This is a genomic window from Pseudarthrobacter sp. YAF2, from assembly GCF_052113345.1.
Taxonomy (GTDB): Bacteria; Actinomycetota; Actinomycetes; order Actinomycetales; family Micrococcaceae; genus Arthrobacter.
Window position 1 is genome coordinate 170891 of the sequence record NZ_JBFRDA010000006.1, and the last position, 22614, is coordinate 193504.

Below are 22614 nucleotides of genomic sequence, written 5' to 3' on the forward strand. Positions count from 1 at the left end.
CACCAGCCGCCGCCAGCCCCAAGACCAAGGAGCCCTGCATGCCCCGCCCGTTTACCCTGTTCACCGGCCAGTGGGCCGACCTGCCCTTCGAAGAAGTCGCGCGCCTGGCCTCCGGCTGGGGCTACGACGGCCTTGAGATCGCCGTCTCCGGGGACCACCTGGACGCCTGGCGCTGGGACGAACCCGGCTACGTCGACTCCAAGCTGGCCGTGTTGGACAAGTACAACCTCAAGGTCTGGGCCATCTCCAACCACCTCAAAGGCCAGGCCGTCTGCGATGACCCCATCGACTTCCGCCACGAAGCCATCGTCGGGTCTAAGGTCTGGGGCGACGGCGACCCCGAAGGCGTCCGCCAACGCGCCGCCGAGGAAATGAAACACACCGCCCGGCTCGCCAAAGCACTCGGCGTGGACACCGTCGTCGGCTTCACCGGCTCCGCCATCTGGCAATACGTCGCCATGTTCCCGCCCGTCCCCGAAAAAGTCATCGACGCCGGCTACCAGGACTTCGCCGACCGCTGGAACCCCATCCTGGACGTCTTCGACGAACACGGCGTCCGCTTCGCCCACGAAGTCCACCCCTCCGAAATCGCCTACGACTACTGGACCACGCACCGGACCCTCGAAGCGATCGGCCACCGCGAAGCCTTCGGCCTGAACTGGGACCCCTCCCACATGATGTGGCAGGGCATCGACCCCGTCTCCTTCATCTGGGACTTCAAAGACCGGATCTACCACGTGGACTGCAAAGACACCAAGATCCGCCAAACCGGACGCAACACCGTCCTGGGCTCCCACCTGCCCTGGGGAGACCCCCGCCGCGGCTGGGACTTCGTCTCCGCAGGCCGCGGCGACGTCCCCTGGGAAACCTCCTTCCGGGCGCTGGCCGCCATCGGCTACAACGGCCCCATTTCGGTGGAATGGGAAGACGCCGGCATGGACCGCCTCCACGGCGCCCCCGAAGCCCTCGCCAACCTCAAAAAATACGACTTCCCCGCCTCACAAACCAGCTTCGACGCCGCCTTCAACAGCAACGGCTAACGGTTGCAGGAACTGCTGACGGCCGATGCAACAAGCGGTGTGGTCACCGACCCTGAAAGCACGCACGTCGCCGCTGCTCGTCCGGAAGCCCGTTTGCGATCGCTCCTGCCCGGGTTCGCGCCACGCAAACGTCAGAACCGGAAGATTCATAAAACAGCTAACAGAGGAGCAAACATCGGCATGACCTAACTTTCGATGATGGGTATCGACATCGGCGGCACCGGCATCAAGGGCGGCGTCACTGACCTCACCACTGGCCGCCTTGAAGGAGACAGGGTCCATATCGCGACCCCAAGTCAACGCACTCCCCAGGCCGTCGCTGACGCTGTTGCAGAAGTAGTCCGGGAACTGGAGCAGCGAATGGAAGCGCAATCGGTGGGTGCACCGGTAGGGATTACTTACCCCGGGATCGTCCAGCATGGCGTTGCCCGCTCCGCTGCGAATCTGGACCCGTCGTGGGTTGGCTTGAATATTCAAGCCCTCTTCACAGACCGTTTTGATCGAAGTGTTGAGGTCATCAATGACGCGGACGCTGTTGGCTTGGCTGAGGTGAAATTTGGTGCTGGCAAAGGTGTGAATGGCAAAGTCCTGGCAATCACGCTGGGAACAGGGATCGGTTCGGCATTCGTATTCGATGGAAAACTGGTACCCAACTCTGAACTGGGCCACCTCGAGGTCGGCGGGATTGTCGCGGAAACCAAGGCATCGGCCGTCGCCCGCGAGAGATACAACCTGAACTGGGAGCAATACAGCGTGATCCTGCAGCGCTACTTCTCTCACATTGAATTCCTCTTCTCCCCCGACTTGTTCATAGTGGGCGGCGGGATCTCGGCTTGCGCCGATGAGTACCTTCCCAGGCTGAAACTGAATGCCCCGATCGTGCCGGCCAAACTAAGGAACGACGCGGGCATCATCGGCGCCGCCCTTCAGATAGCTGCTCTTCACCCGGATGCAATTGCCGAACCGCCATCAAGGTCCCCGTTGTAACGTGCAGGTTGAAGTACGCCCCAACCCAACACGGGGGCGGCCCGTTTTGGGCTCCGGAAATGGGGCAATCCAGCCGTGGCCGCTGAGACGCTGGGCTCAGCCGACGCCCGTACCCAAGGACAATCTTTGTGCGTAATCTCCAAGCCGGGCGGGTCGACTTCTTTATGGACAGACCAACACTGGAAAGACGTCGGGTAATGCATCCGAACAGCAGGCCAGCACAAGCACTTGGCATGGCTTACCTAGTCATTGGCGTGCCCGCCAATCCCGCCGCCTGGTGAACTTGAGTCCCTGGCGAAGCGCCCAGGCAGAAGGCGCAGGGATCCCCGATTGAAGCCAGGCGGCCGTGGTGACGGGCTTGGACGTCTAACCGGTCGTTGGCCTGGTGCGGCTTAGAAGGGCAGCGGTAGTTTGGCTGTGCGCCCGCCGTCGAGCGTGATGACTTCACCGGTCAGGAAGGCTGAGCGGTGGCTGGCCAGGAAAACTGCGAGTTCGCCGACGTCTCTGGGCTCGCCCAAGCGGCCCGCGGGGTGCAGCCGATGCAGCGCGTTGCGCGCGGCGGCGGGATCCGATTGGGACTGCAGGTAGTTTTCGCTCAGTTCCGAGGTGATCCATCCTGGTGCGATGGCGTTGCACCTGATGTTGTCCGGACCCAGGTCCACGGCGAGGGCCTTGGTCGTGCCGTGGATGCCGGCTTTGGAGGCGGCGTATGCTGCGTGCTCTGGATTGGCGGCGAGACCTTCGATTGAGCCGATGTTGATGATGCTTCCGCCTCCCGCCTGCCGCATGAACGGCAGCACGGCCTGGGCAAGGAACAGTGGGGTCCGCAGATTCAGTGCCATCATCATGTCCCACTCCTCCGGCAGGATGTCGGAGACGCCGCGCTCGATCATGGTGCCGGCATTATTGACCAGGACGTTGAGGCCGCCGAAGCGGTCCACGGCTTGGTTGACGACGGAGGAATGGACGCCTGTGTCCACCAGGTCCGCTTGGATGGCGAGTACTGAGGGATGGGCTTGGAGGTCAGGGTCGAGGGGCTTGCGCTGGACTACGGCCACCTGGGCCCCCTCTTGCAGGAAACAGTCTACGATTCCACGGCCGATCCCTTGACCGCCGCCGGTCACCAGAGCTGTCTTGCCCTCAAGCTCCATGTTTCTGCTCAATCTGTTTAGGTGGTCGGTCTGCTGCCAGCGAATTAGTCCGTTTCCGGGCTACTGCAAAAGAAGCAGCTTCCGGTATCGCACTCATCTGCATCTTGAGTGGCCTCGGCCAATGACTGAACGCGCTCACCCGCCGGGTCAGCGTAGAGCATGCCGGACATGACTTACTCGCCGTACATCAGGTTGGTGAGGAATGCGTCAAGCTGGCGGCGGGGAAATGCTTCATCGCCGCTTGCGGTGAACGGACGTGCCTGGTCGAGGTACAGCCCCTCCCACGGTGAGCACTTCAGCTCCCCGGCCTCGAAGGGGACAGCCTCGAAGGCCGTGACTTCCGCTGCGGGCGACGGTGCCTGCATTGAGGGCACCCGGGGGTGTGACGGGGCTGCGTAACGGTGGCCGAAAGCGGCGAAAATAGCGCGGTGGCCGATGGAGATCGACATGATCAGTTTTCCTTCCTTGTGGCGGCTGCAGGACAACCCCGTCCCAAAACCCGGGTAAATATTTTTGAACGCTGCGTTCGTAAATTGAACGTGACATTAGTGTGGCATACCTCACCCCAGCCGCGCAATGCAGGGCGGTAAAGGTTTCCTACTTCTCGGCGTCGCCTCGGGCGATAACGACAACCTTTGGTTTGTCGGCGCTGCAGACCAGCAGCCGGCCGAGCCCTCCCTCCTGGATGATCCAGAAAACACTTCGATCCAGGGAGAGCATGTCGATTTGCCCAACCGCGCTCAGGCCATTCCTGGGGAGCACTTGCACCACGTCCCCGCGGGACAACTTCGACCAGTCCGGGACCGGTGCGGGGAGCGGGGGTGTGCGACGGAGCCGTGGAGTACGAGAGTATGTGGGCATGTTCTGATTCCGTTCTGCTGGGAAGATTTCGGGCGCTCCGGCCTTGCAATGGAAGGTAAGGAGGGCCACAATTGAAGTGTTCATTCAATGAACGTGACGTTCAATTTATTGCTCTAGGGTTGCTGCTGCAAGACCCCTCACCAACGGAGATGATGGCCATGAAACGAGGGGAAAAGTCCACTGCCGGCCTCCGCCACACCGCGCCGTCGCAGATCGTACCTGCGTCTGCCACGCCGCATGTTGTTCCCGTTCAGCCAGCCGGCTACGAGCGTTCTCTCTTTCCGGACGTGGCAGGATGACCAGACCCCATTGGCGTCGGCAGCAGAAGCAAAAGCCTCGCAGAGACCCCGCTGAAGTAATACGGGAACGCGACGCACGCAGGACGGCAGCTCTTGCTCAGTGCGTGAGGGAAATCAACAGCGACATGGAAGGACGCGGGCTGACACACAGACTCGTGGCCGAGCGCGTGGGCATACCAGTCCAATACGTGCGCTGGAAGTATCCATCCCTCGAACATCTGCTGGCCATGGCGGATGCCCCACGCTGACCTGAGGGCAACAGCTTGGCGCCACTGAAGGACAGCCGCCCGCACTTCCGTTCGAGACGGAGCCGCCCCGATGGTTGTCTGGCTCGCCCGCTATAGGCCGCACCGCTAAGCTCCCTGTCCCCAAAGCAATCGCAGGTAAACGCCGGTACGTCCCGCAGATTGCCCCCCACTACTCAGCCTGGCTTATCGCCAAGTGACACCAAAAGGAGCTTCAGTCAGGAGTCGCCCGGCTCGAAGCCCAGGAGCGCCTTCGCGATGTCCTTGCCCGCCATTCGAAGGTCATTGATCGTGTCCGGCAGGCTCTCCGAGTTCAGCCGTTGCTCTGGTCCGTTGACCGACACGATGCCAACCAGGGCGCCTGCCACGTCCCGGACCGGCACCGCCACAACGAATAGTCCTTCTTCGAGTTCGTTGTTGAGCAGGGCGTATCCGTGTTCGCGGACCGTATGCAGTTCGTGGATGAGCGCGTCTCGCTTGGTGATGGTGCTCGGCGTATAGGCTTCCAGTTTCTTGGGCAGCGCCTTGATAACTTCCTCGTCGGTCATCTCCGCAAGCAGGAGCTTGCCCGTTGCACTGGCGTGCACCGGGTAGGTTTCACCGACATACATGGTGACGTTCAGGTACCGGGAACCGGAGGCTTCAGCGATAACGTCATAGGCCAGTGCTTCACGCACCATGGCAAAGCTCAGGGTCTCCTTTAGCTTTGCCGCGTACTCCTCCAGGATGGGCTGCACCCTGGCCACGGCGCCGGTATAGGGGTCGGCCAGCCGGCCCAGCCGTGCCATCTCCCAGCCCAGTGTGTAGCGGTTGTCGACCCGGTCAACAAACCCCGTTTGCTCCAGGCTCAGCAACAGGCGGAATGCGGTGGGGCGCGTCATTCCGACAGCCTGGGCGAGTTCGGTGACAGTGATGCCTGCCCTGTGCCGGCCGAGCTCACTGAGCAGGACGGTGGCCTTGATAACGGACTTGTTGGTGAGGTCTACTGCCTCGCTGGCCGCGACATCGTCGCCGTCTGTTACCGCTTGTACGTCCAGGCCTGTTTCCGTTGCCACATTAAACTCCGGTTCCGTTCACGTCTGCTCAAGGCAATGATGCCCCGACTGGCTGTCTCCACCATCCTATGCCTCCATAGAGCGAACGGGGCGTTCAGGAATCAGGCGACGTCACCCCGCTACAGCTGATTCGGAGGCCCGTGCCGCCAACCGGGCTGATGCTGCAACGGCCTCACGTGCGGCCACGGCCAGCAAACCGTTGTCCGACGCCGTGGGCATGAAGCGGAAGCCAAGTGTGATCATCTTTTCGGACAAAACCGGCTCCCCGGTGTAGATGCCGGGGACTACGCCCGCATCAATGCAGCGGCGGGCAACATCGGCGAGGATGCCGTCGGCGCCTTCGCCGGTGAGTTCCTCGAGCGTGATCCCCAGGCTGAGGGAGAGATCGTAGGGGCCAACAAAGACGGCGTCGGGTCCGGTGGACAGGATGGCGTCAAGGTTTGCCAGACCGGCGGCCGTTTCGATCATGAGGATGCACAGTGCATCGTCCTGCTGGTTTCCCGGGACCGGTTTGGGGTAGCGGGGACTGCGACGGGTGGGGCCGTAGCTGCGCTTTCCACGTGGAGCGAAGCGGGTGGCCGCTATCAGGGCCGCTGCCGTGGTTGCATCTTCCACGGTGGGAAAGATGATGCCGCCTGCGCCGGCATCGAGCACCCTGCCAACAGTGCCGGCCTCGTGCCCGGGTGCGCGGACGATCGACGGCACGCCAAACAGATGGGCAGCTTCGATCAGGGGCTGCAGTTCGGAGATTTCAGCACCGCCGTGCTGGCCATCGATACAGATCCAATCGAATCCTTCGGCGGCCAGGATGTCGACCGCTGCCGGGTCCCGAAAGCTGACCCAGGCGCCCGGGTGGGTGCCGCCGTCGTCGAGGTTCAGGCGGGGCGTGGGCAGGCTGGTGGAGTTGGCGCTTTCACCGTAGATCTTCATGGTGTCCCTTCGGCAGATTTCAATGATGTTGGGTGGCATTACTTGGACGCCTGGCCGGGGAGGTCCCGGCCAGGCGTCCATGGTGGTTGTTGAATGGTTAGTGCTGCAGGGCAGGCTTGCCCAGCGGCGCGGAGGTGTCGCTCAGGCTCAGGCCCTTGGTTTCCGGTGCAAGGTACTGCGAGATCACTGCACCCAGCACGCAGATGCCTGCGGCGATCAGCATCGTGGTTCCGACGCCCAGGCCATCGACGGACAGGGGAAGGATGAACGTTCCCGCCGCTGCGCCGATCCGTGAGAAGGCGGTGGCGAAGCCGACGCCGGCGCCGCGGATTTCGGTCGGAAAGACCTCGCCGGGATAGACGCCGGTCAGGGCCGTTGAGACTGCGTTGAAAAACGAGAAGATGATGAAGCTGATCAGGATGATCATCGGCGACATGTGGGAGAACAGGCCGATGACAACCAGGGCGGCGGCGGCAATCCACATCGGCGGGATGGACAGTTTGCGGCGTCCCACTTTTTCAATCAGGAACATCGCGGCCAGGGAACCGGCCACCACGACGCCGTTGAGCACCAGCGCTCCTGCCAGGCCGTCTTCGACCCCCAGGCTTTCCAAAACGATGGGCGCGAAGGTGGCGATGGCGAAGTAAGGGGTGACATTACAGACCCAGTACATGCAGACGAAGATCGTGGAGTTTCGGTACTGCGGGGAGAAGAGCTTGCCGAAATTCGGCTTCTCGGACTTCTCGTGCTCCAGATCCTTGACGTCCGCGTCCTCCATGAACTGGTGGGCGATGGCAAACGCTTCCTCACGACGCCCCTTGCTGAGGAGCCAGCGCGGGGATTCAGGTGATCCCAACCGGAGCAGGAACACAATGAGCGACGGCACGGTGCTCATGCCCAGGATGATGCGCCAGTCGGCGTGGATTGATGTGGACATGTAGTAGCCCACAGCGTAGGACAGCAGGTACCCCACGTACCAGGCAACCTCCTGGAATGCCATGAGTTTGCCGCGCAACCTGGCTGGTGAGAATTCGACAAGAAGCGGCCAGCCGATGGCATAGTCCGCCCCGATTGCCATGCCCATGAGCAGGCGGATGACAAAGAGCTGCCAGGCGTCCGCAACAAAGAACTGGGCGGCGGAACCGACCAGGAAGATCGCGAGGTCGACAATGAACATCGGCTTGCGGCCGACCTTGTCCGCGAGGTAACCGCCGATGGGGCCGCCAAAGAAGATGCCAATCAGGGCAGAGGCCCCAATAAGCCCCTGCATGGTAGCGGACAGGCTCAGGTCAGCCGTCAAAGCGGGCATGACCAGACCGATGCCGCCCAGGATGAAGCCGTCAATAAACATACCGCCGGCGATCACGCCGCTGAGCTTGATCAGGAACTTCTTTTTTTGCGGGTCCTGGGGCGCCAGGGACTGCACGGGCAGCCGGCGGGAAGGTGTTACAGATGAATTCACGATGGACTTCCTTGTAGATCGTGCTGCTGGGGAGGGATGCAGGCGCCGGTGGAATCAGCGCGAAGAGGAGACTTCGGCCGAAACATTGACCGGGGGCCGTTCATTTCTCGAACGTCGTGATCAAAAATATGGCATGGGCCACACTGGCTGTCAAGAGTTACACCGCAACAAGTCCCTGCGCTCCCGCCGGACGCGGTCGCGCCGGCGGCGACACCTCCGCTATCACGGTCACCTCTTGACAGTGAGTTGGCTTACATTCTAGATTGAACGCAATGTTCACAAATTGAACGCTCACCATTCCAGTAACGGCTTTGTCCGGCACGAGTCCAAGGAAGCACCGCTGCCATGAAAAACGAACCTCTCAGCCTTTTCGCTTTTGACGTCTTCGCCCCGTCTCACCTGACTTCCGGGTCGTGGCGGAACGATGCGGACCAGGGCTACCGCTACACCGACCTGCAGTACTGGACGGGCATCGCGCAGATGCTGGAAAAGGCCGGCTTCGACGGGATCTTTTTCGCCGACAACGTCGGCTACCACGACGTTTACCGCGGAAACGGCGACGCCGCCCTCCGCGACGCCGCACAGTTTCCCATCAACGACCCCACCGTGCTCATCAGCGGCATGGCCGCCGTCACCAGGCACCTGACCTTCGGGGTCACCGTCTCGGCAACGTATGAGCCGCCTTACCTGCTGGCCCGCAAGTTCAGCTCACTGGACCACCTCACCTCAGGCCGGGTCGGCTGGAACATCGTCACCTCCTACTCCGAGGCCGCCGCCCGCAACCTCGGCAAGCAGCAGCAGCTCACCCCCGCCGAGCGTTACGACATGGCCGACGAGTACATGGACGTGGTGTATAAGCTCTGGGAAAGCTCCTTCGAAGAGGACGCCGTGGTCCGCGACGCCGAATCCGCGACATACATCGACCCGGCAAAGGTGCACCCCATCGAACACGCAGGCGAGCACTTCACGGTGCCCGGTTTCCACCTGTGCGAGCCTTCCCCACAACGCACCCCGGTACTGTTCCAGGCCGGTTCCTCCGCCAGGGGCATGGAGTTCGGCGGGAAGCACGCCGAGGCCGTCTTCATCCAGAGCACATCCGTGGAGGGTGCCAAGCGCAGCGTTGCCAAGCTCCGCCAGGCCGTCTCCGACGCCGGCCGCGACCCGCGCGACGTCAAGATCGTCATCCTTCTCACCGTGGTGGTGGCACCCACGGACGAGGAAGCGCAGGAAAAGTACCAAAGGGCCGTGGACAATGCGCCCATCGACGCCGTCCTGGCCCGCTTCAGTGGCTGGACCGGCATCGACATGTCCGAGTACGAGCTGGACACTCCCCTGCGCTCAGTCGGTACCAAGGCAGGACAGTCCATGGTGGACATGTTCTCCAAGGCCGACCCGGACAGGGACTGGACCCCGCGCCAGATCGCCGAGTTCCTTGCCGTTGGCGGCACCGGATCCACGATCATCGGCTCCCCGGAAACCGTCGCCGCGGAACTGCGCCGCTGGCGCGACGAGGCAGACATCGACGGCATCAACCTCAGCTACATCACCAAGCCCGGCGGCTGGGAGGAATTCATCGAACTCGCCCTGCCGGAACTGCGCGCCCAGGGCATCATCGCCCCGGCCCGCGACGAGGACCAGGAACCGGTCACCCTCCGCGAGAAGCTCTTCGGCCAGAAATACACGCTGGACGGCCACCCAGCAACGGCCCAGCGCGCCAAGCACCTGAGCGACGCCGCACGCTAATCCCGCACCACGGAATTAACAACGAAGGACCTTTCCATGACTGAACAAACTGACGTCGTCGTCATCGGGGCCGGTCTCGCCGGCCTCATCACCGCCCGTGAGCTTAGCAACCGCGGTCACAAGGTAGTTGTACTGGAAGCCCGGGACCGCCTGGGCGGCCGCTTGTGGACTGAAGACCGCCTGGGCCAGAAACTGGAACTCGGCGGAAACTGGCTGCACTGGACCCAGCCCCATGTCTGGGCAGAGGTCACCCGCTACGGGCTCGAGGTCTCACGCGGCCCGCGCTCGGAAGAAACCTACTGGCTCGCCGGCGACGAGGTGCGCCGCGGCAACCTGGACGACTTCATGAAGCTGATCGACCCGGGCATGACGCGGTTGCTCGAAGACACCGTGAAGTGGCTGCCCCGTCCCGATGCACCGCTTACCAACCCTGGACTGACAGAAGTTGACCAGTACAACCTGCAGGAAATGCTGGACAAACTGGACCTCTCCGAGGACGAGCGCAACGCGAACGAAGCCGCCTGGGTAGGCCACTTCAACGCGCCCCTGAACCAGTGCGCCTACGTCAACGCGCTGCGCTGGAACGCCGGGTCTTCCGGGCACTGGCACCTGATGCACGAGGCCTCGGCGATCTATCGGCTCAAGGACGGCAACGACACCCTGGTGAACGCGATTGCCGGCGACACGGATGCGGAGATCCGCCTGAGTGCCCCCGTCAACGCAGTGCGCCATACCAGTGACGGAGCCACAGTGTCCTACGCCGACGGGCAGGAGATCGCGGCCAAGAAGGTGGTCATCACCCTGCCGCAGAACGTGCTGCACAAGCTCGATGTCCAGCCCGCCCTGTCCGAAGGCAAGCTCGCACCCAGCCGGGAAAAAACCGCATCCCAGGGCGTCAAAGCCTGGATCCGGGTCAAGGGTCCCATCAAGCCCTTCTTCGCCTACTCCGCCCAGGACAAACCGCTCTCCGTGATCCGCACCGAATTCGTCGGCAAGGACGACGCCGTGCTGGTGGGCTTCGGTGCCGACGCCAACCGCATCGATGTCACCGACATCAACCAGGTCCAGCAAGCGATCAAGGTATGGCGGGACGACCTGGAAGTCCTCGAGGTCACGGGTCACAAGTGGGGCGAAGACCCCTACGCCGAAGAGACGTGGCTGGTCCAGCGCCCCGGCCAACTCACCAAGTACCACGCCGCACAGCAGGCCAGCGAAGGCGCCCTGCACTTCGCCAGCGGCGACATCGCCAACATCTGGGCCGGATTCTTCGACGGCGCCATCGAAAGCGGACTGCGCGCGGGCCGCACTGTCCACGCAGAACTGAAGGAACAACCATGACCGCCACCGCCATCGCCCCCAGGACCATCGACCCGGTCACCTACCGGGCCGTCATGCGGCACCTGCCCACCGGCGTCGCGGCCATCTGCTCCACAGATCCGGTGACCGGCACCCAGAACGGCATGATCGTGGGAACCTTCGCGTCGCTGTCGATGGAGCCGGCGCTCGTAACTTTCAGCGTGATGCACTCCTCCACCAGCTGGCCAAAGATCTCCCAGGCCGGGATCTTCAGCGTCAGCCTGCTCGCCGAGGACCAGCATCAAATCTGCCGCGCCCTGTCCGCCAAAGGCGAGGACAAGCTCAGCACCGTTGCGTGGTCCGAATCGGGCTGGGGCACCCCGCACCTCCACGGCTCCCTTGCCTGGTTCGACTGCCGGATTGAACAGCAGTTCACCGCCGGTGACCACATCGTCGTCATCGCCAGCGTGCTGGACATGACATCCGGTGAGCGGGCTTCGGCTCCGCTCATCTTCCACGGCGGCCGCTTCGGAAGCTTCCGCGAAGCCGCCTCCTAATCCGCACTGCGTGGCCGCATCTACCTTTTTCAAGGAAACCCTGACATGGATATCACCCCAGCCGCTGAAAAAACTCCCGACAGCGACATCACCCCTGCCCTCTACCGCCAGATCCTGGGCAAACTGCCCACCGGCGTCACAGCCATTACCGGCATCAATGACGACGACGAAAAGCTCGGCCTCGTCGTGGGCACTTTCCAGTCCCTCTCACTCGAACCGCCCCTGGTCATGTTCTGCGTGGACAAGTCCTCCTCAAGCTGGCCGAAACTGCGCAAACTGCAAAAGTTCACCGCCAACATCCTCTCCGACGAGCAAATCAGCATCTGCCGGTCACTGTCGAAGAAAGGACCGCAGAAGTTCGAGGGCCTCCCCTGCACCCCCGGCCCCCTCGGCACCCCCCACCTCGACGGCGCCACCGCCTACATCGATTGCATGGTCACCGCAGAAGTCGTAGTAGGAGACCACTACATGGTCGTCGGCGCGGTCACCAACATGACTGAAGGAAACGGTGACGCACTGCTGTTCCGTGGTGGCAAGTTCGGACAGTACCTCCCCATCGAAATCCCGGCGCCCGAAAGCGCAGCACCGGCCGCACCGCAATCAGTACCAGCAAGGAGCGCATCATGACCCGCAGCGAAGCCATCCTCAAAGCCTGGAACGGCGCCTGGGGCGACGGTGATCTCGCAGCATTCGAAAAGCTGCTGGCACCGGACTATGTCCGGCGGTCCAAATCGGGAAGCGAAGACTACGCGAGCCTTAGGAAGACCATCGAAGCCATGCACACCGCGTTCCCCGATTCCAGCACCGAAATCCTGGACATCGTGGAGGACGGCACCAAGGTGGCAGTCCATTGGAAAACGACAGGCACCCACCAAGGCGAGTTCATGGACGTCCCCGCCACCGGCCGCAGCGTCAACGTGACCGGCGCATCGTTCCTGCGCTTCGAAAATGACAAGCTCGCCGAGGAATGGGTCATTTGGGACCCCCGCGAACTGCTCTCAGCACTCGGAATCTGGCACCTAGGGCCAGGCAACGCCTAGCCAGAAACCCCCGACCCACTTTCTACTGCCTCGGAAGGCACCCCATGACACTTCACGGACACTCCCTGATTGCCGGAGAAACCACCGCCGGAACCACCGGAACCACGAACGGGATCAACCCGGCCACCAACGAAGCACTGGAACCCGCGTACACGCTGATCAGCGAAGACCAGCTGCGGGCTGCAACCGAAGCCGCCGCTGACGCCTTCGATTCCTTCAGCGCACTAGGCCCCGGACAACACGCACGCTTCCTGGACACCATCGCCGAAAACATCGAAGCCATCGGTGACGAACTCATCGAACGGGCCTCCACCGAAACCGGCCTTGGCCTGGACCGGCTACGCGGCGAACGGGCGCGTACCGTCGGCCAGCTGCGACTGTTCGCCGACGTGGTGCGCCAGGGCGACTTCCGTGGCGTGCGCATCGACCCGGCCATCCCCGACCGCGCGCCCCTGCCCCGTGCAGACATCCGGCAGCGCCAGATCCCACTGGGCCCGGTTGCCGTGTTCGGAGCCAGCAACTTCCCGCTCGCGTTCTCCGTTGCCGGCGGTGACACCGCCTCAGCCTTCGCCGCAGGCTGCCCCGTGATCGTCAAGGCCCACAACGCCCACCCCGGCACCGCCGAACTCGTCGGCCAGGCCATCGTCAAGGCCGTAACGGACCTGGGCCTGCACCCAGGCGTGTTCTCCCTGGTGTATGGATCCGGTGCGAGCATCGGCCAGGCCCTGGTGGCAGACCCGAACATCAAAGCCGTTGGCTTCACCGGCTCCCGCGAAGGCGGCACGGCCCTCATGCGCACCGGGGCTGCACGGTCTGAGCCCATTCCCGTCTATGCCGAGATGTCCTCCATCAACCCGGTATACGTGTTCCCGGGCGCACTGGATGGCGATGCAGAGACCCTGGCGAAGCAGTACGTCACTTCCGTAACCGGCAGCTCGGGGCAGCTGTGCACCTCCCCCGGCCTGGCCTTCGTCCCCGCAGGCGACGCCGGCGACCGGTTCGCTGCCGCCGTCACAAAGGAAATCGCTGCACTCTCCGGGCAGACCATGCTCAGTAGCGGCATCGCCTCCGCGTGGCAGCACGGTCACGACGCCCTCGACGCCGAGACCGACGTCGAACTCCTCGGCCGGGGCCAGCAAGGCCCCGGCGAGAACGCACCGGCACCGGCCGTGTTCAGCGCCGACCTGGGCGTCTTCACCACAAACCCGGTACTGCACGAGGAAATATTCGGGGCTGCGTCCCTGGTGGTCCGCTACAAGGGCATCGATGACCTGGTCGAAGCAACCAACAAGCTCGACGGCCAGCTCACCGCGTCCCTGCACATCACCGAAGACGACTACGCCACCGCCGCACCCCTCATACCCGCCCTTGAGCGAAAAGTGGGCCGGATCATCATCAACGGCTGGCCCACAGGCGTCGAAGTCGGCCACGCCATGGTCCACGGCGGCCCCTACCCCGCCACCTCCGACTCCAAAACGACGTCCGTTGGCACCCTGGCAATCGAACGCTTCCTCCGCCCCGTGGCCTACCAGAACTTCCCGGAGCAACTGCGCCCCGCACCGCTCCAGGACGCGAACCCCTGGCACGTCAACCGCCTCATCGACGGGCAACCCGAACAGCGCTAGGCCCCGCCGCGCCCCATCTTCCGGCCCCGGGCACGCCTCCCGCCACGAGTCGCCCGGGGCCGGAACCCCAACACACAGAACTGAGGAACCATGTCCACCATCACACTCGACGATGTCGCCGACACGCTCCGCACCGCACGGCTTCAGGGACAGCCCATACCGGCCCCGACCGAGAGCTGGCCCGGCCTGGACGCGGACGCCGCATTCCAGGTCCAGAAGATCAACGTCGAACACGCGCTGGCTGGCGGTGACCGGCTCGTCGGCTACAAGCTCGGCAACATCGCAAAGGTCATGCAGGACGCCTTCGGCCTGGACCAGCCGGACTACGGCCACCTGCTCGCCAGCCTCTTCGCCTTCGAGGGCACCACCCTCAAACGCGACAACTTCATTGCACCCTACGTTGAACTCGAACCGGCCTTTGTGCTCCGCTCCCGCCTGGGCGGCCGGAACACCACGATCGCGGACGTCATCAACGCCATCGACTACGCGCTGCCCGCCATCGAAATCATCGACTCCCGCGTGAAGGACTGGGCCATCGGCCTGCCGGACACCCTCGCCGACAACGGCTCCACCGGCGCCGTCATCCTCGGCGGCACCCCCCGGAAGGTCACCGACCTGAACCTGCGCGACACCCGCGGTGTCCTGACCTTCAACCACCGCGAAATCATTTCCGGCACCACCGGAAACATCCTCGGCAACCCCCTTGCCGCCGTCGCCTGGCTGGTCAACCGCCTCGCCGACTACGACGTGGAGTTCGAAGCAGGCCAGGTCATCCTTCCCGGCAGCTGCCTCCAGGCCGTTCCGATGAACGAAGCCGGCCGCTGGTCCGGGACCTTCGACGGCTGGGGCACAGTGGAATTCGACGTTTCGGCCTGATCATGCGCCTGGCCAACATTTCCGGACGCCTCCACCTGGTGACGCCCGATGACCACGTCATCGATGTGGCGAGGGAAACGGGCGGACATTTCAGTCCACGGATCCAGGACTGCTACGAACGCTGGTCAGAACTCCGCAGTGTCGCCTACACGTTGGAGCAATGGCGCGGGACCCCGCTGGCCGACGTTCCGCCGGCCTCCTTCGGAAACCCCGCGCCGCAGCCCCGGCAGGTCTTCGCGATCGGGCTGAACTACGCTGCCCACGCCGCGGAAGCCTCGCTGGCCGTGCCCGATGACCTCACGGTGTTCACCAAGTTCGTCACCGCCCTGACCGGTCCACACGGAACCATCTCCCTGCCGCCCGGCACCGTTGACTGGGAAGTGGAACTCGTCGTGGTGATGGGCCGCGGCGGGACGGGCATTCCTGCCGAAGAGGCGTGGAAGTACGTGGCAGGCGTCTCCGTGGGCCAGGACCTCTCAGAGCGGACTCTGCAGTCATCCGGGCCCGCGCCCCAGTACAGCCTGGCGAAGTCGTTTCCCGGGTTTGGACCCATTGGGCCGCTGCTGGTAACCCCCGACGAGTTTGAGGACCCGGACCGGATTGAACTGGGCTGTTCCATCAACGGCGAAGAAATCCAAAAGGGGAGCACATCGGACATGGTGTTCCCGGTGCCCGAGATCATCGCCCGCCTTTCACAGGTAACGCCCTTGCTGCCCGGCGATGTAATTTTCACCGGCACGCCACCCGGCGTGGGCGTTGGCCGTACCCCCCAGCGCTTCCTCAAACCGGGGGACGAACTGCTCACCTGGGTGAAAGGGGTGGGCGAGATGCGCCACCTGATGCAATAACGGGCAAAACCAAAAAAGCGGGCTGCTGGACCCTTGGGGGCCGGCAGCCCGCTTTTGTTCTTAGGCTTGCCGCCCAGGCTAGACGTTGGCTCGCCGGAGAGTTCGTTGGAGTCGAACAAGCCACTGATGCGGTAACCGAGCCGGGACCAATGTTCACCGGACGCGGCAGCGGCGGACAGGGCATCACCATGCTGCGAGGGCAGCTTCCCCAATGGCTCCCAATTCCAGCCATAGATAAGCCGATTGACCGCAATCGTGGACAGGTAGGACTCGGCTCAGCTCCGGTCGTGTGGTGCGAGACCAGCTAAAGATTCCTGCTTCAGGTTTCCATGGGGAAGAGAAGAGCAGGTTTGTCCTGGGCCGGGTTTCCGTCGTGTTTACTTTTCTTGGACGGGTCTTCTATGGCCATGAGGACGTGCATGTGGGGCGGCAACCCGCACCCAGACGGGGTTACGGGCGCGGAGGCCGACAGGATCACCAGCAGTCGTGAAACAATAATATACTCGCAAATGAGAAAATATTCTTGACTCTGCAGGAGGCCGGCTTTAGGCTCAATGGAGTGGCGTGAGACACCACAATGGCTCCGCAGACGACGTTGAGAAGAGGCACTTCCATGGACCACGCATCACCCTTCGATTTAGCCGGGCGCAGAGCCCTGATCACGGGGTCAAGCCGGGGCATCGGAAAGGCGTTGGCGACGGGCCTCGCCAAGGCGGGAGCCGTCGTCGTACTCCATGGCCTGGACCCGGCCCGGCTGGAAGCCAGCCGCAAAGAACTGGCGGAAGTGTTCGGTGCGGACAAGATCGGGGCCGTCTCCTTCGACATCACCTCGGAAACCGAAGTGGCGGCGGGAGTAGCCCACGCTGAAGCCGCCTACGGCCCGCTCGACATCCTGGTGAACAACGCCGGCATCCAGCACCGTGTCCCCCTCCTGGAACTGGACATCGCGGACTGGAACCGAGTGCTCGCCACCGACCTCACCAGCGCCTTCCTGGTGGGCCGCGAAGCCGCCCGCAGGATGCTGGACCGCAAACGCGGGAAGATCATCAACATCGGTTCAGTGCAGTCGGACCTGGCCCGGCCCACCATCGGCGCCTACACGGCAGCCAAGGGCGGGCTGCGCAACCTCACCCGCGCCATGACCGCAGAGTGGGCGTCCCAGGGGCTGCAGATTAACAGCATCGCGCCCGGCTACATCCACACCGAGATGACCCAGGTCCTCGTGGACGACGAAGCCTTCAACTCCTGGATCCTCGGCAGGACCCCGGCAGGCCGCTGGGGAACCGTGGAGGACCTGTCCGGGCCGGTGACGTGGCTCGCGTCGGACGCGTCAAACTACGTCAACGGACAGACCATCTTCATCGACGGCGGAATGACAACGGTGGTCTGACATGACAACAACAGCACCATCAAAGGCAGTGACCGGCCAGGCCGTGGTGGTCCACGGGGTGGGCGACCTCCGGATCGAAACCATTGAGCACGCAGCTCCCCAACCCCACGAAGCCGTGGTGGACGTCGCCTATGGCGGCATCTGCGGCTCGGACCTGCACTACTGGCTTCATGGCGCTGCCGGCGAATCCATCCTTCGCGCGCCCCTCGTGCTCGGCCACGAAGTGGTGGGTACCGTGGTGCAGGCTGCCGCGGACGGCTCCGGACCCGCCGCCGGCACCAACGTCGCCGTTCACCCTGCCACCCCCGGCGGAACCGGCGCCCGCTACCCCGAGGACCGCCCCAACCTCTCCCCCGGCTGCACGTACTTGGGCAGCGCCGCCCGCTTCCCGCACACCCAGGGCGCCTTCAGCCGGTACTCCGTCCTGCCTGCCAGGATGCTCCGGCCCCTCCCCGGCGACCTGTCCCTGCGCTCGGCCGCCCTCGCCGAACCTGCCAGTGTCGCCTGGCACGCCGTCGCTCAGGCCGGCGACCTCGCCGGCAAGCGGGTCCTCGTCATCGGCAGCGGCCCCATCGGCAGCCTCATCGTCGCAGTCGCCAAGCGCGCAGGGGCCACGGAAATCACCGCCGTCGACATGCATGAAGCACCCTTGAAGATCGCGACGGCGGTGGGCGCCACGGGCACTATCCTCGCCACCAATGCGGACGCCATCGCAGCCGTCGAGGCGGATGTGGTGCTGGAATCCTCCGGCAACCACCGCGGGCTGGCATCCGCCCTTCGCGGTGCCATGCGCGGCGGGCGCGTGGTCATGGTGGGCCTCCTGCCCACCGGGGACCAGCCGGTCCCGATTTCCCTGGCCATCACCCGCGAACTCCAGCTGGTTGGTTCCTTCCGCTTCAACGACGAGATCGACGACGTCCTGGCCGCCCTCGCCGACGGTTCTTTGTACGTGGACCCGGTGGTCACCCACGAATTCCCCTCCACGCAGGCCCTCGAGGCCTTCGACCTTGCCAAGGACGCCACCAAGTCCGGCAAGGTGTTGATCTCCTTCCGCAACGAATAACGCCACCTGGAGCCCGCCATGATTTCCACCTTCAAACCAACCGCCCGGCGCTGCCGGTCATCCCTGCCCATGACGGCAGTCACCGGAACGCACTGCCCCGTCAGCGGCACGTGGAACCCCGATGGGGACCAGCAGAACGGCCAGCTGTTCTTCGAGGGCAGCCTTATGCCACCGTTCGCCGGCGCCCCCGTAGCGTGGGTCCTCGATCCCGAAGCGGTAAGGCACTAGTTTGGCCGTCCAGCCATTGCAGCCCGGCCGCCACCGGCGCTTCGAACCAATCGACCAGGAATCGCTCCGCCACCAACTGGCGCTGAACAGGCAGCACATCGCCCAGGCGGACAGCAGCATCCGCACCGCCATCCGCCGCCTGAATGAAAGCGTCGCTCAAGCCTTGGCGGACCGTATCCCGGTGCCGGTCCTCGCTGATGCTGCGGGCGTCAAGAAAGTCGACGTTCGACGGCGTCTCGGCCTGGGGTACAAGGAACTCGAGCCGGCCGGGTGGTCCGCTGCAACGCACGTCAAAGCCATCCAAGGAAGTGCCCAGGCCTTGGCCTGCTGTATCCAGCGTAAATCTGAACTGGAGGCGCGCCGTCGCTCGCTGACCGTGATGGCCTTGAAGACAAGCCAACTGGATCTGTTTGAGGTCGCATCCCTGGCCGCCATTCCGGCAGATATCATCCGGCGCGAGATGCGCGGAATCACATTGCGAAGCGTACGCCTTGTTGAGCGGAGCTGACTGGCACGCGGACCGGCAGGACCAGGAGTCAGATCAGCCGGCGGATTTCGTCCGGCCTGATTTGTCCTGGTCCCAGCCCTTGAGAGCACCGCACAGCGCGGCGACCAGCCGCTCGCTGGCCTGCTGCCTGGTCAAGCCAACAGTATTGATCAGATCGAGAATTTCGCGGGGGTCAAAGAGGATGTTCCACAGGAACAGGGCTTCGTCCCCCAGCGGGCTCAACCCGAGCTCGGCGCAGGCTTCCTCAAGCGGGCGCTGCAGCGCTTCTGCCTGGACGGTGAGGTAGAAGGCACCTGTGCGGAGCCGGGCAAGGTAGCCCTCGCCCGACCTCGTGTAGAGCATGGCGCCGCCGTGCTTGACCACCAGGTCCACCCACTTGCGGCTGACCGCTTCGAGCAATTCGAGTCCGCCGGTGGTCTGCTTGAGGCTGTAGTCCCTCAGCTTCTGGCCCACATTGAAGCGGTACTCGGCCAGCACGTCCTCAACAGAGGCGAAATGCCGGTAGGCAGTGGCCGTGGAGATCTCGGCGTGCTTGGCGATGTCAGTCATATTGATGGGCCCGCGGCGCGCGGCGAACAGCGCGCCCGCCGCATTCACGAGTTCCCTGCGGTTACGTTGGGTGTCGCTTCGCACTCCCCAGCCCCTTTCTGTTGCGTTCCAAGCTTATTGCCTGCGCCCGGCGTCCGGGCCGCACCAGCCCTTCAAGGCCCCCACCAGCGTGGCGACGAGCCGCCGGGCCGTGTCCTCAGGGCTCAGACCGAGCGTTTCGATGAGGTCGAAGATTTCGCGCGGATCGAACAGGACGTTCCACAGGAACATGGCCTCGTCGCCGGGATCGTCCACGCCGAGGTCCTTGCAGGTGTCCCGCAGGGCCGGGCTGAGGGCATCCGCCTGGACGGTCAAATGGGTGGCGCCGGTGCGGAGGCGGGCGAGGTAACCCTCGCCGGACCTCGTGTGTACCATGGCCTTGCCGTGGGCCACCACCAGCTCCACCCATTTGTGGCTCACCAGGCGCAACAGCTCCAGCCCGCTGGCCTGGTGCTGCCGGCTGTAGTCCAGCAGCTCGCTGCCCACATCGAACCGGAACCTGGCAAGGACCTCGTCCACGGACGCGAAATGCCGGTATGCCGTGGCGGTGGAAACTTCGGCAGCGCGGGCGATATCCGCCATGGTGGCCTGCCGTCCTTCGGCGAAAAGCCGGCCGGCGGATCGGATGATGTGCTTCCGGTTGCGCAACGTATCGCTGCGCAACCCTGGAGCGGCGCTGGTGGCAGCCAAGGGGTGGCTACTTCAGGGCTGCGAAGCCGGCTGCGAGCCGTTCCACACCCTTGGTGATCGAGTCGTTGCTGGCAGCATAGGAGAGCCGGAGGTGGTGCTCGCCGTTGCGGCCGAACTCACTGCCGGGACGGACTGCCACGCCGTAGCCGCGCAGGTGCGCCACCATTTCCCCTGCCGGCAGATCGGCGTCGTACTTGGGGAAAAGGTAGAACGCACCCTCGGGTGAGCTCACCGTCAGCCCGGGAATATCCTTCAGCCCGTTGTACATCAGCTCACGGCGGAGCTTGTAGGAGGCGTGCATCCGCTCAATGTCGGGACCACAGGTCTGCAGCGCAGTAAGCGCTGCCAGCTGGACCGCGGTGTTCATGGAGCCGTTGAAGGTGTTGTGCACCCTGGCGGCGGCGGTGATGACATCGGCGGGTCCCCAGAGGTAGCCCACGCGCCAGCCGGTCATGGCGTAGCTCTTGGAGAAGGTCTGGCAGTAGATGGTGCGGCCGGCGAGGCCCTCGATTTCGAGGGCGGATGTGAATGGCTCAGGGGTGTAGACAAGGTCGCTGTAGGCCTCATCGGAGAGCACCAGGATGTTGGTGCCGGCAACAAGGTCGGCCAGGGCCTCCAGCTCGGCGCGGGAATGGACGATGCCGGTGGGGTTGGAGGGGTTGCAGAAGACGAACATCTTGGCCCCTTCCAGGGCGGGGCCCAGTTTCTCCAGGTCCCAGTGCAGGTCCTCGGCCAGGGGCACGGGAACGATGGTGCCGCCGGCCATGCTCACCAGGTCCGCGTACAGCGAGTAGGTGGGATCCGGGATGACCACCTTGTCCCCCGGGTTCACGGTGCCGAGGATGGTGGCTGCGAGTCCTGCCGTGCCGCCCTGGGTGATCAGGATGTCGCTGGTGCTGACGCCGGAGCCCAGCAGTGCGCCGATCTTGACGGCGAGTGCATCCCGCAATGCGGGTTCGCCCAGCAGCGGCGAGTAGTGGGTGTGGCCATCCTGCAGAGCCTGGGCTGCAGCGTCGCGCACCTGCTGCGGGGTTTCGAAGTCCGGCTCGCCCATGGCCAGCGACACCAGGTCACCGCTGGACTGGGGCTGCTGGACGCGCAGGGATGTCCGGAGGATGCGCTGGACGGCTTCCGACGGCGGGAAGCTGAGGATGCTGGGAGCTGCAGGTGTGGTCACAAGGGTGTCCTTTCAGACAGGAAAGTTTTTGGAGGAGAGTCCAGGCCAACGGTCCGGGGGCTGACGTGGCCGCGTCTATGCGGTGGTTTTGGGTAGGTCTTCTTCGGGCGCGCCGGTCCACCGGCTGATCTCGATGTCCCCGGAGGTGTCGCGCTGCACGGTAGGGGCGATGACCAGTTCCTGGACTACGGTGCGCTGCGGCAATGTGGCCACCAGGTGGATGGCGCGGGCCACGTCTTCGGGCTGGACCATGGCTTCGCGTTCCTCCTGGTGTGGCGGCCGGGCGCGGTTGTCCAGGATGGGCGTGGCTGTCTCGCCGGGGAGGATGGTCACGGCGCGCAGTCCGTCGTTCCGGAAGGTGGTGTGCAGGTACGTCATGAAGTTCCGGACCGCCGCCTTGGCAGCCCCATAGGCCGCCCCGCCCAGCAGGTTCGGAGTCACTGCTGCCAGGGAAGAGACTGTAATGATGGTTCCGGTATTGCGGCTCAACATGTCCGGCAGCACTGCCTGGGTGAGCAGGAATACGGCATTCAGGTTCACGTCCAGGACCTGGTTCCATTCCTCCTCGGGGATCCAACGGACGTTGAGGACCTTGCTGGCACTGCCGGCGTTGTTGATGAGGATGTCCACGGGGCCAAGGGTTTCGCGCGTCCAGGCCACCAGGGCCTCCACTTCATCCTTGGTGGCTATGTCCGCGGTGCGCACATAGGCGCTGCCACCGGTTGCCAGGATTTCTTCAGCCAGATCCTCCAGCACGTCCTGCCGGCGTCCGACGAGCACGACCGCAGCGCCTTCGGCTGCGAGGACCCTGGCGGTTTCCCGGCCCATACCGGTACCCGCGCCGGTGATGATGGCGACCTTGCCGTTCAGAAGCTCCATGGTGCATCTCTTTCGTCCGGCGCGCTCCAGTGAGGCAGCGCGGCAGGTGGGAGCCGGAAACCCGGCCAAAACAATA

Annotated in this window: 22 protein-coding genes and 1 pseudogene; 14 read left to right on the forward strand and 9 right to left on the reverse strand. The window is 64.1% G+C overall.

All coding sequences use genetic code 11. The features are described 5' to 3' along the window. Window positions 1–38 precede the first annotated feature (38 nt). Both AB4Y79_RS08455 and ppgK read left to right on the forward strand, forming a co-directional pair. Entirely contained in the window at window positions 39–1040 is a 1002-nt protein-coding gene (locus tag AB4Y79_RS08455; RefSeq protein WP_441860393.1) for a sugar phosphate isomerase/epimerase family protein, read from the forward strand. Between the two features lie 195 nt (window positions 1041–1235). Further along, window positions 1236–2027 (forward strand): polyphosphate--glucose phosphotransferase, encoded by a 792-nt coding sequence (gene ppgK, locus AB4Y79_RS08460; RefSeq protein WP_441860394.1) that lies wholly within the window; start codon window positions 1236–1238, stop codon window positions 2025–2027. 392 nt (window positions 2028–2419) lie between these two features. Here the strand turns inward: ppgK and AB4Y79_RS08465 are convergent, their stop codons facing one another. The 5 genes from AB4Y79_RS08465 to AB4Y79_RS08485 all read right to left on the reverse strand — a co-directional run bounded on the left by AB4Y79_RS08465 (window position 2420) and on the right by AB4Y79_RS08485 (window position 8030). After that, window positions 2420–3178, reverse strand: coding sequence for an SDR family NAD(P)-dependent oxidoreductase (locus AB4Y79_RS08465; RefSeq protein WP_441860459.1), 759 nt, complete (start codon window positions 3176–3178; stop codon window positions 2420–2422). 173 nt (window positions 3179–3351) lie between these two features. Continuing rightward, entirely contained in the window at window positions 3352–3627 is a 276-nt protein-coding gene (locus tag AB4Y79_RS08470; protein ID WP_441860396.1) for a hypothetical protein, read from the reverse strand. A gap of 1174 nt (window positions 3628–4801) precedes the next feature. After that, window positions 4802–5638: an IclR family transcriptional regulator gene (locus AB4Y79_RS08475; RefSeq protein WP_441860398.1), complete on the reverse strand. Its 837-nt coding sequence runs from the start codon at window positions 5636–5638 to the stop codon at window positions 4802–4804. Between the two features lie 111 nt (window positions 5639–5749). Then, the gene (locus AB4Y79_RS08480; RefSeq protein ID WP_056393941.1) at window positions 5750–6607 is read right to left on the reverse strand and encodes an HpcH/HpaI aldolase family protein; all 858 of its coding nucleotides are present in this window, start codon (window positions 6605–6607) and stop codon (window positions 5750–5752) included. A 58-nt stretch (window positions 6608–6665) separates the two neighbouring features. Next, window positions 6666–8030: an MFS transporter gene (locus AB4Y79_RS08485; RefSeq protein ID WP_235509896.1), complete on the reverse strand. Its 1365-nt coding sequence runs from the start codon at window positions 8028–8030 to the stop codon at window positions 6666–6668. Between the two features lie 345 nt (window positions 8031–8375). On the opposite strand from AB4Y79_RS08485, the gene AB4Y79_RS08490 reads away from it, so the two are divergent. The 12 genes and pseudogenes from AB4Y79_RS08490 (at window position 8376) to AB4Y79_RS08545 (ending at window position 19204) form a co-directional block, all read left to right on the forward strand. Then, window positions 8376–9773, forward strand: a complete 1398-nt coding sequence (locus AB4Y79_RS08490; RefSeq protein WP_441860400.1) for an LLM class flavin-dependent oxidoreductase — start codon at window positions 8376–8378, stop codon at window positions 9771–9773. Between the two features lie 27 nt (window positions 9774–9800). Then, a pseudogene (locus tag AB4Y79_RS08495) lies at window positions 9801–11111 on the forward strand (flavin monoamine oxidase family protein); the annotation flags it as partial. Beyond that, the gene (locus AB4Y79_RS08500) at window positions 11108–11626 is read left to right on the forward strand and encodes a flavin reductase family protein (RefSeq protein WP_441860402.1); all 519 of its coding nucleotides are present in this window, start codon (window positions 11108–11110) and stop codon (window positions 11624–11626) included. The pseudogene AB4Y79_RS08495 and the gene AB4Y79_RS08500, both read left to right, overlap by 4 nt. A 45-nt stretch (window positions 11627–11671) precedes the next feature. Beyond that, window positions 11672–12253 (forward strand): flavin reductase family protein, encoded by a 582-nt coding sequence (locus AB4Y79_RS08505; RefSeq protein WP_441860403.1) that lies wholly within the window; start codon window positions 11672–11674, stop codon window positions 12251–12253. Next, a complete protein-coding gene (locus AB4Y79_RS08510; protein WP_441860405.1) occupies window positions 12250–12666 on the forward strand; it encodes an ester cyclase in 417 nt (138 codons plus the stop codon). The genes AB4Y79_RS08505 and AB4Y79_RS08510 overlap by 4 nt, the downstream gene beginning before the upstream one ends. 44 nt (window positions 12667–12710) lie before the next feature. Next, window positions 12711–14291: an aldehyde dehydrogenase (NADP(+)) gene (locus AB4Y79_RS08515; RefSeq protein WP_441860407.1), complete on the forward strand. Its 1581-nt coding sequence runs from the start codon at window positions 12711–12713 to the stop codon at window positions 14289–14291. Between the two features lie 90 nt (window positions 14292–14381). Continuing rightward, window positions 14382–15167 carry a 2-keto-4-pentenoate hydratase gene (locus AB4Y79_RS08520; RefSeq protein ID WP_441860408.1) on the forward strand — a complete coding sequence of 262 codons (786 nt, stop codon included), beginning with the start codon at window positions 14382–14384 and terminating at the stop codon, window positions 15165–15167. Between the two features lie 2 nt (window positions 15168–15169). Continuing rightward, a complete protein-coding gene (locus tag AB4Y79_RS08525; protein WP_441860410.1) occupies window positions 15170–16015 on the forward strand; it encodes a fumarylacetoacetate hydrolase family protein in 846 nt (281 codons plus the stop codon). Between the two features lie 613 nt (window positions 16016–16628). Next, window positions 16629–17405 (forward strand): SDR family oxidoreductase, encoded by a 777-nt coding sequence (locus AB4Y79_RS08530; protein WP_441860412.1) that lies wholly within the window; start codon window positions 16629–16631, stop codon window positions 17403–17405. Window position 17406: 1 nt separating this feature from the next. Continuing rightward, window positions 17407–18468 (forward strand): L-idonate 5-dehydrogenase, encoded by a 1062-nt coding sequence (locus AB4Y79_RS08535; RefSeq protein ID WP_441860414.1) that lies wholly within the window; start codon window positions 17407–17409, stop codon window positions 18466–18468. An 18-nt stretch (window positions 18469–18486) separates the two neighbouring features. Continuing rightward, a complete protein-coding gene (locus AB4Y79_RS08540; RefSeq protein WP_441860415.1) occupies window positions 18487–18696 on the forward strand; it encodes a hypothetical protein in 210 nt (69 codons plus the stop codon). Window position 18697: 1 nt separating this feature from the next. Beyond that, complete coding sequence (locus tag AB4Y79_RS08545; RefSeq protein ID WP_441860417.1) at window positions 18698–19204, forward strand: hypothetical protein; 507 nt, start codon at window positions 18698–18700, stop codon at window positions 19202–19204. Between the two features lie 33 nt (window positions 19205–19237). On the opposite strand, the gene AB4Y79_RS08550 is transcribed toward AB4Y79_RS08545, so the two are convergent. The 4 genes from AB4Y79_RS08550 to AB4Y79_RS08565 form a co-directional block, all read right to left on the reverse strand. Then, window positions 19238–19837, reverse strand: a complete 600-nt coding sequence (locus AB4Y79_RS08550) for a TetR/AcrR family transcriptional regulator (protein WP_441860418.1) — start codon at window positions 19835–19837, stop codon at window positions 19238–19240. Window positions 19838–19867: 30 nt separating this feature from the next. Next, window positions 19868–20482: a TetR/AcrR family transcriptional regulator gene (locus AB4Y79_RS08555; RefSeq protein ID WP_441860420.1), complete on the reverse strand. Its 615-nt coding sequence runs from the start codon at window positions 20480–20482 to the stop codon at window positions 19868–19870. A 7-nt stretch (window positions 20483–20489) separates the two neighbouring features. Further along, complete coding sequence (locus AB4Y79_RS08560; RefSeq protein ID WP_441860422.1) at window positions 20490–21659, reverse strand: pyridoxal phosphate-dependent aminotransferase; 1170 nt, start codon at window positions 21657–21659, stop codon at window positions 20490–20492. 75 nt (window positions 21660–21734) lie between these two features. Further along, the gene (locus AB4Y79_RS08565; protein WP_441860424.1) at window positions 21735–22538 is read right to left on the reverse strand and encodes an SDR family oxidoreductase; all 804 of its coding nucleotides are present in this window, start codon (window positions 22536–22538) and stop codon (window positions 21735–21737) included. Between the last annotated feature and the right edge of the window lie 76 nt (window positions 22539–22614).